The sequence below is a fragment of the Xanthomonas sp. F10 genome, from assembly GCF_014206815.1.
Lineage (GTDB): Bacteria > Pseudomonadota > Gammaproteobacteria > Xanthomonadales > Xanthomonadaceae > Xanthomonas_A > Xanthomonas_A indica.
In genome coordinates, this window is sequence record NZ_JACHNP010000004.1 from 25,855 (window position 1) to 38,111 (window position 12,257).

The 12,257-nt window shown below is 71.9% G+C and carries 9 protein-coding genes; 4 read left to right on the plus strand and 5 right to left on the minus strand.

The genetic code is table 11. The annotated features are described in order from the left end of the window. The first annotated feature begins 3 nt into the window (after positions 1-3). A complete protein-coding gene (locus tag FHR56_RS19015) occupies positions 4-2,082 on the plus strand; it encodes a M56 family metallopeptidase (RefSeq protein ID WP_160947931.1) in 2,079 nt (692 codons plus the stop codon). Positions 2,083-2,558: 476 nt separating this feature from the next. On the opposite strand, the gene FHR56_RS20725 is transcribed toward FHR56_RS19015, so the two are convergent. After that, positions 2,559-3,668 carry a ribonuclease H-like domain-containing protein gene (locus FHR56_RS20725; protein ID WP_237473335.1) on the minus strand — a complete coding sequence of 370 codons (1,110 nt, stop codon included), beginning with the start codon at positions 3,666-3,668 and terminating at the stop codon, positions 2,559-2,561. Further along, a complete protein-coding gene (locus tag FHR56_RS19025) occupies positions 3,665-6,178 on the minus strand; it encodes a DEAD/DEAH box helicase (protein WP_160947930.1) in 2,514 nt (837 codons plus the stop codon). Before FHR56_RS19025 ends, FHR56_RS20725 begins: the two co-directional genes overlap by 4 nt. A gap of 240 nt (positions 6,179-6,418) precedes the next feature. On the opposite strand from FHR56_RS19025, the gene FHR56_RS19030 reads away from it, so the two are divergent. Both FHR56_RS19030 and FHR56_RS19035 read left to right on the plus strand, forming a co-directional pair. Continuing rightward, complete coding sequence (locus FHR56_RS19030; protein WP_184502824.1) at positions 6,419-7,081, plus strand: hemolysin III family protein; 663 nt, start codon at positions 6,419-6,421, stop codon at positions 7,079-7,081. Positions 7,082-7,145: 64 nt separating this feature from the next. Beyond that, entirely contained in the window at positions 7,146-7,661 is a 516-nt protein-coding gene (locus FHR56_RS19035) for a hypothetical protein (protein ID WP_184502825.1), read from the plus strand. 35 nt (positions 7,662-7,696) lie between these two features. On the opposite strand, the gene FHR56_RS19040 is transcribed toward FHR56_RS19035, so the two are convergent. The 3 genes from FHR56_RS19040 to FHR56_RS19050 form a co-directional block, all read right to left on the minus strand. Beyond that, positions 7,697-8,605 carry a hypothetical protein gene (locus FHR56_RS19040; protein ID WP_160947929.1) on the minus strand — a complete coding sequence of 303 codons (909 nt, stop codon included), beginning with the start codon at positions 8,603-8,605 and terminating at the stop codon, positions 7,697-7,699. Positions 8,606-8,658: 53 nt separating this feature from the next. Further along, entirely contained in the window at positions 8,659-9,216 is a 558-nt protein-coding gene (locus tag FHR56_RS19045) for a DUF1311 domain-containing protein (protein ID WP_160947928.1), read from the minus strand. A gap of 98 nt (positions 9,217-9,314) precedes the next feature. Then, a complete protein-coding gene (locus FHR56_RS19050; RefSeq protein WP_184502826.1) occupies positions 9,315-11,138 on the minus strand; it encodes a family 43 glycosylhydrolase in 1,824 nt (607 codons plus the stop codon). Between the two features lie 157 nt (positions 11,139-11,295). Between FHR56_RS19050 and FHR56_RS19055 the strand changes: the two genes are divergently transcribed. Then, complete coding sequence (locus tag FHR56_RS19055) at positions 11,296-12,201, plus strand: DUF4424 family protein (RefSeq protein ID WP_160947927.1); 906 nt, start codon at positions 11,296-11,298, stop codon at positions 12,199-12,201. Positions 12,202-12,257: the final 56 nt, after the last annotated feature.

The window sequence follows — 12,257 nt, forward strand, 5'->3', positions numbered from 1 at the left end:
GCCATGCATAGCCTGTTGGGGACGGACGTGTTCGAGACTCTGCTGTCGCGGCTGCTGGCGACCAGTGTGCAGACGGTGGTGCTGGTCGCGCTGGTCTGGGCGCTGTGCCGCTGGCTGCCGACCCTGCCGGCGGCGACGCGTTGCCGGCTGTGGTGGCTGGTGGCCGCGCAGAGCGTGCTGGGCCTGCTGTGGGCCGGTGCGGTGCAATTGCCGGTGCTGCCGGCCGCGCCGGCGCAGGTGGCGGCCGCACCGGCGGCTATCGCCACGGCGCCGGCAATGCAGGCACGCGCGGCGACGCCGCCCGTGTCGAAGTCGGCGGCCACGCCCGTGCAGCTCAATGTCAATGCCACCGCCAAGGTTAGCGCCGGGACGGTCGCCGCCCCGCCGGCAACGGCCGCCGCGGCGGCCTGGCCGTGGGCGCAGGCGCTGGCGGCGTTGTGGCTGGCCGGCGTGCTGGTCTGCGCCGCGCACAGCGTCCTGGCCTACCGTCGCAGCCGCCAGCGTGCACGCGAGGCGGCGCCGTGCACAGACGCCGCCCTGCTCGGCGCGCTGCGCCTGGCGGCCGAGGCGCATGGCCTGCGCCAGCCGCCGCAGCTGCGGCTGTGTGCGCACATCGATTCGCCGCAGCTGATCGGCCCGTGGCAGCCGGTGCTGCTGCTGCCGGCGCGGCGCATGGCCAGCCTGCGCGCCGACGACCTGGACATGGCGCTGACCCACGAGCTGGTGCACCTGCAGCGCCGCGACCTGTGGTGGGGCCTGCTGCCGGCGGTGGCGCAGCACCTGTTCTTCTTTCACCCGCTGGTGCACTTGGCCAACCGCGAGTACGCCCTGGCCCGCGAAGCGGCCTGCGATGCGGCCGTGGTCGCCGGCCACCGTCATTGCCGTCACGACTACGCACGGCTGCTGGTGCAGCTGGGGGTGGCGCCGCGGCCCAGCGCCGGCCTGGCCAGCGCTTCGCCGACCTTCCTGAGCCTGAAACGGAGATTGCTGATGCTGCAGACCACGTCCGCTTTTCCGCGCCTGGGCGCGGCCCTGATCCTGACCGCAGTGACCGTGCTCGGCGTGGCGCCGTTGCGTCTGGTGGCCCAGCCCGGCCATTCCGTCGCGCCTGCCAGCAAGTCGGGTTCCGCTCATGCAGCGGCACCGACCGCCGCCGAGGCCGACGCCGCAGCCGAGGCGGCCGATGCGGCTGCCGAGGCCGCCGAGGCCGCTGCCGATGCAGCCGCCGAAGCAGCGGAGAAGGCGGCCGACGCCGCCGATGCTGCCGACACGGACAACGACACGGCCATGGATGACGGCACCGCCGCCCGTGCCGCCAACGTGCCCGGGACGCCGCTGCCGCCGCGTGCGGCGACCTCGGCGATGTCTGCCACCTCCGCCACTTCTGCGACGACCTCGCTTCGCGCGCCGCCGCCAGCCGCACCGCTGCCGCCGCCCGCGCCGCTCGCGCCGCCGGCACCAGCGGTCCCCGCTGCGCCGCCGGCCATCGGCTCGCGGATCAGCACGCGGTCGGTGCAGAAGACCCGCAACGGTCAACTCGAACAGTCGTATGTCCGGGTCAAGGGCAACCATTCGACGATGAGTGGCAGCAGCGACGAGCTCGCCACCATGAAGCGCGAGACCCAGGGCGATGGCCTGTGGTTCCGTCGCGGCGACACGCGCTATGTGGTGCACGATCCTGCGTTGCTGGCCCGCTTCGATGCGCTTTTCGAGCCGATGGGCAAGCTGGGCGCGCAGCAGGGCGAACTCGGCAAGCGCCAGGGCGCACTGGGCCGCGAGCAGGGCGAGCTGGGCCGGGAACAGGGCAAGCTGGCGCAGGAGGCCGCGGCGCGGGCGCTGGCGCGCATCGACATGGACGCCGTCGCTGCCAAGGCGCAGGCGAATGCACAGGCAGCGCTTGCGCAGCGCCAGGACGCGCTGGCGGCGAAGATGCGCGCGCTCGGCGAACAGCAGGCCGCGTTGGGCCGGCAGCAAGGCGAACTGGGCACGCGGCAGGGCGAATTGAGCGCGCAGATCGATCGCGAGGTCGACCGCCTGCTCGATGCGGCCATCGCTGCGGGCAGCGCGCAGCGGCTGGAGTGATCTGCTGCACGCCGCGCGCCTGGCGCGCGCGGCGTGCTCTCGCGTTGACGCGGCGCCGTCTCGAACCACGCGCAGCCCGCTGGGACAGTCGGCAAGGCATGGTGGGAGCGACTTCAGTCTGGACGAGGCGTTCGCGGGGAAGCCTATTGCGATGGAAGGACGCCGCAGCATTCCCTTCTGTCGCTGCTTGGCGAGACCTACCGTTGTCTTGTAGGAGCGGCTTCAGCCGCGAGGCCTTTCCCGCCAACGCCTGTCGCGCTGAAGCCGCTCCTACACGCGCACCGCGTGCGCGCCAACATGACGGGACGCTTCTCGCATCGTTTCCGCACCGGCCGCACCCCTGGATGCATCGCCGTCCAAGGCTCCCATGCCGCGTCCGCAGCATGTCGTGCGCATCAGCGCGCAGCGCGCGAGGCAGCATGCATGAGGTCGGCAAGGCGCCGCCCGCATGCCCAAGGACTACACCGGCCCAGCGACTACGCCGATGCGGCCGCCGCCAGTGCGCGTTCCTCGGCCTCGGCGGCGACCAGGCGCTGCAGCAGCAGCGCCAGCGTGACCACGTCCTGGTGGTTGTGCGCGGCGACGCGGCGCAGGTTGCGCGCGTTGCCGCCGCGCAGGTAGCCCAGCCACGCCGCCGGCGCTTCCGAGCCCGGCAGGTCGTCCTCGCGCACCACCCGCAACAACTGCCGCTCGATGGTGGCGAGCTTGCAGTTCTCCCAGGTGCCGCGGTAACGGCGACGCGTGGGATGCAGCAGGTCCACGTGGTCCAGCGCCGACAGCGGATCGGCGCAGCGCGCCAGCCGGTAGCGGGTCTTCAACAGCGGTGCGTCGTAGCAGCGGCCGTTGTAGCTGGACAGCACGGTGCCCGGCCGCAGCCAGGCGCGAAACGCTTCCAGCATCGCCTTCTCCGCGCCCATCGTGGCCATCAGCAACTGGCGGATGCGCAGGCCCGGGCCATCGGCCGGATGCACGGTCCAGTCGGCCGCGCCGATCATGAAGGCGCGCGTGCCGGTACCGCCTGCCAGACCGGTGGTCTCGGTATCGAAGAACAGCAGGTCGGTGGGCTCCACCGCGTCCTCGCGCCGGGCGAAGGCCAGCGACAGCGCGCCGGTGGGGACCGGCTGCGGCAGGAACGCCTCGATCAGGTGCAGCCCGGGTGCGATCTCCACCCCGGGCAGGTGCCGGTCCGGTGCCGCCGCCGGCCTGCGCGCGGCCGCCGCCGCGGCGGGCGCGACGGCGCGCTCGCGCAGACCGAGCAGGCGCCGCAGCGCGGACACATCGGTGCCACCGCGGTCGAACGGGGCGATGGCGATGGGCGGCGCCACGGCGGTATCGTTGCCGCCACCACGCGTGGGGGCGGGTGACGTGCGTGCGGCCGGCGGTGCAGTTGCCTGCGATGCGACCTCGCGCGGCTGCGCCGCGGCCTGCCTCGGCGCTTGCATGGACGTCGCCGCGGCAGTGTCTGCGCGCGGCGCGGCAGACGCGTCGGCCGCGATGCGATAGCCGGAGGACACCGGCGTGCGCTCGGCGCTGGCATCGCCGGCCTGTCGGCGCAGCGCGCGCAGGCGCTCTAGGCTGATGCTCATGCGCTCCACTCCGGCAGCGCGTCGGCGTCTGCATCGGCGACGATCGTGGTCGCGCCGTGCGCGTCCAGCGCCGCGTCGTCCTCGCCGTCGAGCAGCAAGCGCAGCACGCGCATCGCCAGGGCCCGGGGCGTGGTCGCGCTGGCTTCCTGCGCGGCCAGCACCGGGCCGACGCAGGCCGGGCAGCCTGCCACGCAGTCGCAGCCCTGCACCAGTTCGCGCGCGCGCTGCACCAGCTCGGCCTGGCGCCGCCACAGCGGCTCGCTCAGGCCGACGCCGCCGGGGAAGTTGTCGTACAGGTACACGGTGGGCACGAACTGCTGCAGTTCGATGCTGGCCGGTTCGCCGCTGTCGCCGCCACGCAGCTGGCCGCGGCCCTTGGCGTCGGCCACCGCGAACCAGGCGCCGTCGCCGTCGCCCACCGCCTGCTGCAGGTCGCGCGCATCGGCCATCACCGCCACCGTCGCCACCACGTGCAGCGCATAGGCGGCGCCCAGGAAACCATCCAGCGCATCCTGCTTGCTGCCGAACGCCTTGAGCAGGGTGGCCTGCGGCAACTGCCACCACACCGCGGTGGTGTGCAGTTCCTGGTCGGGCAGGTTGACCGGGCCGTAGCCGATGTTCTCGTGGGTGTAATAGCGGATCTTCTTGTAGCCGGCCACGCGCCGCACCACGTGCACCTCGCCGTGGTGCGCGTCGCCGCGGCCGGCTGCGCCGCCGTCGAAGCGGTCCAGCACCTTGAGCTTGGTGAAGTCGATGCTGTCGGTGTAGTAGTCGACGTGGGTGCGGGTGACGTAGGCCTTGCGTCCTTCCCAGTCCAGCTTCTCCACCTGGTAGGGCGTGCTCTGCACCATGTGGATGGCGCCCTCGTACAGGGTCAGCGCCGCCGCGGAATAATCCACCTCGGCGATGATCTGCTGCTTGCCGTCGGTCTTGTCCACCACCACGAAGTTGCCGTCGGCCACCGAGCGCAGGCTCACCGCATTGGCCGGGTAGCTGTCGGCGATCCATTCCCAGCGGTCGCCTTCCTGGTGCACCACCTCGCTCTCGGCCAGCGCTTCCAGGAACACCGCCGGGTCCACCGGGCCGAACGCCTCGCCGGCGACGAAAGTCAGTTCGAACGCGGCGCAGCGGATGTGGTCGAACAGGATCAGCGGCTGGTCCGGGGCGATGCGGGCGTGCTCGGGCGAGGCGTCGGCGAAGAAGTCCGGGTGCCGCACCACGTACTGGTCCAGCGGCTGCGAACTGGCCACCAGCACGCCCAGCGCCGGCTGCTGGCGGCGCCCGGCACGACCGAAGCGCTGCCAGGTGGCGGCGACGCTGCCGGGGTAGCCGTTGAGCACCACCACGTCCAGCGCACCGATGTCCACGCCCAGCTCCAGCGCCGAGGTGGAGACGATGCCGTCGATGCTGCCGGCGCGCATCGCCCGCTCGGCCTCGCGGCGCTCGCTGGGCAGGTAGCCGCCGCGGTAGGCGCGGATGCGTGGCGGTTTGCGCGGGTCGTGGTCGAAGATGTCCTTCAGGTACTTGGTCAGCACCTCCACCATCAACCGCGTCTGCGCGAACACCAGGGTCTTGAGCCCGGACTTGATCGCGATGCGGGCGATGCGGTTGCTCTGCGAGCGCGCCGAGGCGCGCAGGCCCAGGTCGGCATTGACCACCGGCGGGTTCCACAGCAGCACGTGCTTGTCGCCGCTGGGCGCGCCGGAGTCGGTGATGGCGTGCACGCGCTGCTCGATCAGCGCCTCGGCGTGCGCGCGCGGGTTGCCGATGGTGGCCGAGCACAGGATGAATTGCGGCGTCACCCCGTAGAACGCGCAGATGCGCTTGAGCCGGCGCAGCACGTTGGCGACGTGGCTGCCGAACACGCCGCGGTAGGTGTGGATCTCGTCGATCACCACGTAGCGCAGGTTCTCGAAGAACTGCGCCCACTTGGTGTGATGCGGCAGGATCGCCTGATGCAGCATGTCCGGGTTGCTGACCACGATGTCGCCGTGCAGGCGGATCGCCTGGCGCGCATCGCCCGGAGTGTCGCCGTCGAAGGTGAAGGCCTTCACCCCGAGGTCGCCGGCGCGGTTGAGGTCCAGCAGCTCGGCCACCTGGTCCTGCGCCAGCGCCTTGGTCGGGAACAGGTACAGCGCCTTGGCCTGCGCGGTCATCGCCGCGGCCACCACCGGCAGCGTGTAGCACAGCGACTTGCCCGAAGCGGTGGGGGTGACGATGGCCACGTGCTCGCCGCGCTGCGCCGCGTCCCAGGCCTCGGCCTGGTGGCTGTACAGCTGCGCGATGCCGCGTTCGCGCAGTGCGGCGGCCAGCGCCGGCGGCACGTCGTCGGGGATCGGCGCATAGCGGCCGGCCTGGCCGGGGATGGTGAAGCTGCCGGTGATGCGGTCGTGGTAACGGCGCTCCAGCCGCGCGCTGAGCAGGGCGCCATCGCGCGAGGGCACCCCGTCGGTGGTGGACAGGGCGCGCTCGGCGTCCTCGATGCGCGGGGCTAGGGCGTGGGCGGGCATCGGCACGGCTCTCAAAGTAGAACAGGGAAGCGAAATCGCGTCTCAGGGTATGAGACGGGGACCGCCGAGGCGAGGCGGGCAGGCTGAGCGGATTCAGGCGGGGCGGTTGCGCGAGTGCGGTTGGCCGCCTCGGTGCTGTGCCGCCGGGCGAGGTTGCCGCCGTTGCGTGGCATGCGTTGTCGCCACCGACAGGTATCCTGTCGTCCCCCTCGGCAACGGCGGCTCCTGTCGTCTATCTCCTTGCCCGTGTCCGCTTCCCCGATTCCCCCGCACTACCGCACCGCTGCCGCCCGCCGCGCCGACCTGCTCGTGCACGCCGCCGGGCTGCTGCTGGCCGTGGTCGGCGGCGCGCTGCTGGTCTGGCGCGCCCATGCCAACGACGCGCTGATCGTGGCCACCAGCATCTACGCGCTGGGGCTGCTGACCATGTTCGCCTGCTCGGCGGCGTACAACTTCGCCCCGCCGCAGCGCCAGCCGGTGCTGCGCAAGCTCGACCACGCCGGTATCTTCGTGATGATCGCCGGCTCCTACACGCCGTTCTTCGTGCTCGCGCTGTCCGGCGCCTGGGTCTGGTCGATGACCCTGGCGGTGTGGGGCGTGGCGTTGTTCGGCGTATTCGCCAAGCTGTTCCTGCCCGGCATCGCCAAGGGCTTCTGGGTGGCGATCTACCTGCTGCTGGGCTGGGCCGGGATGGCCGCAGTCAAGCCGATCGTGGCCGGGCTGGACACGCCGGTGCTGTGGCTGATCGCCGCCGGCGGCGCGATCTACACGGTGGGCGTGGCCTTCTACGTGCGCAAGTCGATGCTCTACAACCGCGCGATCTGGCATGCGCACGTACTGGGCGGCGCGCTGGCGCACTGGTGCGCGATCTGGCTGTGCCTGCGCCCGCTGTCGCCGACGTGAACGGCGGTGGCGACGCGCTAGAGATGGCCGCGCCGCGTCCGTAAGCTCGGGCGCCATGGACAGCATGGACACAGCGGATCCGATCGGCCGGCGCCTGAGGGCCTTGCTGGCCGTCGCGTTGCTGGCGGCGTGCACGCAGGCGCAGGCGCAACAGGCCGCGCCTGCGACCGATACCGCTGCGCCGCCCGCGGCATCCGTCGCCATGTCGCCACCGGCCACCGCTGCTGCCAAGGACGACATCCAGACGCTCGGCGAAGTGCGCGCGCTGCCGCCGGACGAGGGCGAGCCGCTGGACCTGTACCGCTTCAAGAACCCGGTGACCCCACCGCCCAATCGCTTCGACAAGGATTGGCGGCCGCCGCCCTCGGTGGAGCAGGTCAGCCAGAGCGGCGGCTACATTGCGCTCGGCGTGTACTACCTGGCCGGCAAGGCGGCCAAGGGCCTGCACGCGCTGACCGGCGGCCCCGACCAGGTCCAGGCCGCCGTCGCGCGGCCGCCACCGCAGCTGAGCGAGGCCGAGCTGCAACGCGCCATGAAGGTGTGCGCGGAACAGGGTGGGGGCTGCGCCGCGGGGGAGTGAGCGCAGCCGCGCAAGCGTCGCCCGGCTCGGCGACCTCAGTCGCAGGCCCAGTCCAATCGCAGGCCCTGGATGTCCAGTTGCGCGATGCCGCCGCCGAAGTTGTAGCCGCCGAACGCCTCGTCGAACTCGATGTAGTACGGGCTGAAGTCGGGGATGCCCTGTATCGGGCGCATGGTGCCGCCGAGGTGGTTGATGGCGTGGCCGGCGGCGCAGTCGTGTTCGCGGTAGTGCTCGCGGCTGACCACGCCGTCCTGCCAGTAGTAGAACGGCTGATAGCCGCCGGGATCGGGCGCGTCGCCGAACGTCTCGCGCGGCGGCACCCCGGCATTGGGATCGTGCTCGCGCAGGCGCAGCCGCAGCGGACGATGCAGGGCGAAACGGTCCGGCGCCTGCGGCAGCGGCGCGCTGCGCGCGTCCCACGCCTCGCATACTGTCGCGCTTCCGACCTGCAGCCATTCCGGCGGCGGCGTCTGCTGCAGCAACGGGCTGTCCACCAGCGGCGGCGGCCGGCATGGCGCGCCATCCACCTCTTCCTGCCGCAGCAGGATCAGCGCATAGGCGCAGTCCAGAACGTCCTGCATGCGCCGCAGCCTCGGGTGAGCCTGCAGCGCGCGTTCGCGGAACGGTTGCAGTGCCGGGTCGGCCAGCGCCTGCGCGGGCGTGGCGATCGCGGCGTGCATCCCGTCCACTGTTCCGGCCGGGCCGCCGTCGTTATGGTCCGGCGCGGTGGCGAAGAACGACACCGCGACGATGTCCGGGCCGTGCACACGGTAGTCCGGTGGCAGCCGCAGGGTGAAGCCGTGCTGCATCGGATAGCCGCTCCAAGGATCCAGCGGCCATTGCGCCGCGGCGATGCCCGGCGGCAGGCCGAAGCACCAGCCGTCGCTGTCGGGGACGGGCGCCCCGCCGTGCCAGTCTCCGGGTTCGATGTCGTAGGCGTGCACGGGTGTCCTCGAAGGATCGCAGGGTGTCGTGGAGGGTCGATGCGAACGTGCCCTCAACGCCCGCCGCGCGTATAGCCTTCCAGTTCGTCGGCGCGGGAGCTGATCCGGCGCAGGGTGGCCTCGGCGCTTTGCAGGGCCGCATCCTGGCCACGGGCGCCGAGCGCCCGGTCCAGGTTTGCAGCCTGTTCGTTGGACTGCTGCCAGGTGTATTGCGCGTCCATCAGCCGGGAACGGTCCATGCCGCTGAGGCGATAGCGCAGTTTGTCGTAGGCGCGGTCCAGGCGTTCCTGCTGCACGCGCTGTTCGCGCTGGATGCAGCGGCGGCTCTCGTCCAGGCCTTGTGCCTGCTTGCGGCAGTCGTGGTAGGTGGCGGACAGGCCATCGCTCGGTGCACCGGGTTCGGCGCCGGCCGGCGGCATCTGTTGCAGTTGCTGCTGCATCTGCTGGATCTGCTCGGCCTGCTGCTGCAGCAGGCGCTGCTGTTGCTGCAGTTGCGCATCGCGCGGGTCGGTCTGCTGCGCGGCGGCGTTGCCGCACACGGCGCCGACCATCGCGGCGATCAGCCATGCGCGCAGCCGGCGCTGGCCCTGGGTTCCCTGGTGCTGGTGCATCGTCCTTCTCCTTCGATCGGCAGCCGATCCTGCCGCGCGCCGCATCGCCGGTGCGCGGTCGAGGTGGCGCCAAGCATACGGGAAGGGCGGTGATGGCTTCATGGCACGGCGATGGGCGCGCTCAGCGGGGAGACACCGCGCTCGTCGAAGGCTTCGACGGCGAACACGTAGTCCTGGCCGACGTTGAGCGCGCGGATCTCCAGGTCGGTGCCGCGGTCGGCGAACACCTGGTAGGCGAGGGTGAGGCGATCGGCGCGCAGGCCCCAGCGCACGTTGTAGCCGACGGCGCCGGGCACGGCCTGCCAGTGCACGCGGGCGTTGCGGCGGTCGGCATCGCGGTGCGCGGCGACACCGGTCGGCGCCGGTGGTGGGGCACCGTCGGCGTTGCCGAACACGCGCAGCTCGCTGATCGCCAGGTGGGCGGCGCCGACGTGGCCGTGCACGTAGCGGATGTAGCGGGTGCGCACCGGCGCGGGCAGTTGCAGGTAGGCGTTGGGCCGGTCGCGCCGGTCGGCGCCGTCGCCGACCTCGGCCAGCGGCAGCCAGTGGCGGCCGTCGCGCGAGTGCTGCAGCCGGAACGCGGTGTAGATGTCCGGTGCATCGCCATAGCGGCCGGCACGGTAGTCGGCGAAGTTGACCTGCACCGCGCGCACGCTGCGCTTCCCGCCCAGGTCGACGGTGAGGGTCTCCCCGGGCGCGTTGCGCGCGGCCACCCAGTTGCTGCGGGGGTCCTCGTCGGTGGCGCGGCCGGCGGCGAAACCGTCCAGGGTGGACGAGGCGCTGGCCGGCTTGCGGTAGGACAGCAGCATCCAGCCGGTGAACAGCGCCTCGGGGTCGTCTACCGGGCCTTCCGGCATCCAGTGCGGGAAATCGCCGAAGCGGGTGGACACGCGCATCTGCCCGTCGGCGGCGAACGCGGCGGGGAACAGCACGATGCGCCGTTCGAAGGTCCAGTTGGCGCCGATCCAGGCGGTGCCGCTGTTCCACCAGTTGCCGTGCGCGTCCTGGAACGTGGAGCCGTGGCCGGCGCCCTGCATGAAGCCGCCGGGCTTGTACGCCACCGGGTTGTACGCCGCATAGACGAACGGGCCGAGCGGGTGCTCGCCGACGTACACGCCGGTGGCATAGGCGTTGTACTCGCTGCCCGGCGCGCCGTATTGCAGGTAGTAGCGGCCGCCGGTCTTGGTCATCCATGCGCCTTCCAGGAAGCTGCCGATCGGGCTGCCGTCGGGGAAGCGGGCGCCGCGATGGTCGGGGCCGAAGCGCTCCCAGCCGTGCTGCGCCGGATCCAGCGCGAGCAGTGGCGTCGGCACGCCGCGGAAGGCGACTCCGTGCGCGCTGCGGTCCATGGCGATGCCGTACAGCGGGTAGCGGTCCGACGAGCCCCAGTACAGGTACCACTGGCCGTCGTCGTCGATGAACAGATCCGGGTCCCAGGGGCCGGGCGGCACGTCGCTGAGCGGCCGGCCCTTCATCTCGGTGCCGATCGGCTGGGCGCGCGGCAGCTTCGGCAGCAGCCGGGTCAGGAAGTCGAGCGTGCCGCTGGCCGGGTCGCGGGTCTGCAGCAGCGGGCGCGGTTCGAAGGCCGACTGCATGATCACCAGACGGTCGCCGTCGGCGACCACCGCCGGCGCGACGATGCTCTCGAACGGCCAGCGGCTGGGCGTGACGAACTGCCAGTCGAGCAGGTTGCTGGAGCGCCAGTAGCCGTCGGCCAGGGTCTGGAACAGGTAGTAGGCATCGCCGAAGCGCACGAACACCGGGTCGGCGCCGGTGCGATAGGAGATGCCGTCGTTGAGTTGTTCGAAATTGTAGCGGTAGTCCAGGTCGATCGGGTTGGCGTAGCTGCGTGCGCCCGGCGCCTGCGCCGCGGCCAGCCCGGCGGTCGCCAGCAGCGCCAGCGGTGCGAATGCTCTGATCATGGCGATGGCCTTCCCCCGTGGCGGCACCGGCTACCGTAGCAAAGGGGGTGGCGTGATGCGATGCGGTCGCCCGTGTCGCCGCGGTTACCATGGCGCCCGCCCATTGCCCGGTGCCACGCACCGACCGCGGCGCCCGTCTCGCCAACCGCCGACTGCCATGATCGCCAACGTCTCGCCGCGCCGCCTGTTGCCCCTGCTGCTGTCGCCCTTGCTGTTTGCCGCTGCCGCCTTCGCCAACGACAGCAGCATCGGCGACGCCAATGGCTCGATCGAGCTGATCCGCCAGCCCGACATTCGCATGAGCAAGGAAGACCTGTTCATCAGCGAGGAGCGGGTGCAGGTCGACTACGTGTTCACCAACACCAGCGCGCGCGAGCTGGTTGTGCCGATCGCCTTCCCGATGCCGCCGATGTACTTCGGCATGGCCGACCACAGCGCGCTCACCGACTTCACGCTGTGGGTGGACGGCAAGCCGGTGCGCACCGAGCGCCGGCTGGTGGCGAAGCTGGACGGCAACGATATCTCCCGCGCGTGGGCGGCCAGCGGCTGGACGCCGGACGACCTGGCCGAGTACGCCGAGGGCGGCACCGTCCCGGCCGGCCGCAAGCCGCTGCCCGCGCGCTGGTTCGACGCGGACGGGCAGCCGCGCTTCACCCTCAGCGAGTACTTCGTCTGGCAGCAGCGCTTCCCCGCCGGCGGCGCGGTGGCGATCCGCCACCGCTACGTGCCCAGCGTCGCCACCGGCGTGCCGATGCCGGCCAGCGACCTGATCGGCGAGTACGCCAAGAGCACCTGCCTGGACGCTGCCATGCAGCAGCGCATGCGCCGCCGTGCCGGCGCCAACGGCCTGCAGTGGAGCAACCTGCGCTATGTGCTGCGCACCGGCGCCAACTGGAAGGGGCCGATCCAGGATTTCCACCTGACCCTGAAGAAGCGCGCGCCGGGCGACCTGCTCAGCCTGTGCTTCGACGGTGAGCTGCAGCGCACCGATGCCCTGACGTTCGAGTTCCGCCAGCGCGACTTCGTGCCCGACCGCGACCTGGACATCCTGTTCCTGCGCTGAGCGGCGGCGGGCGCCCGCCGCGGCCGGACCCACCGAAGCCGACATCCCGCTGAACG

Excerpts from the sequence above, each read along its gene's own strand:
- FHR56_RS19015 (WP_160947931.1), top strand. The coding sequence starts at position 4 with ATGCATAGCCTGTTGGGGACGGACGTGTTCGAGACTCTGCTGTCGCGG.
- FHR56_RS20725 (WP_237473335.1), bottom strand. The coding sequence starts at position 3,668 with ATGAGCATCAGCCTAGAGCGCCTGCGCGCGCTGCGCCGACAGGCCGGC.
- FHR56_RS19025 (WP_160947930.1), bottom strand. The coding sequence starts at position 6,178 with ATGCCCGCCCACGCCCTAGCCCCGCGCATCGAGGACGCCGAGCGCGCC.
- FHR56_RS19035 (WP_184502825.1), top strand. The coding sequence starts at position 7,146 with ATGGACACAGCGGATCCGATCGGCCGGCGCCTGAGGGCCTTGCTGGCC.
- FHR56_RS19045 (WP_160947928.1), bottom strand. The coding sequence starts at position 9,216 with ATGCACCAGCACCAGGGAACCCAGGGCCAGCGCCGGCTGCGCGCATGG.
- FHR56_RS19050 (WP_184502826.1), bottom strand. The coding sequence starts at position 11,138 with ATGATCAGAGCATTCGCACCGCTGGCGCTGCTGGCGACCGCCGGGCTG.
- FHR56_RS19055 (WP_160947927.1), top strand. The coding sequence starts at position 11,296 with ATGATCGCCAACGTCTCGCCGCGCCGCCTGTTGCCCCTGCTGCTGTCG.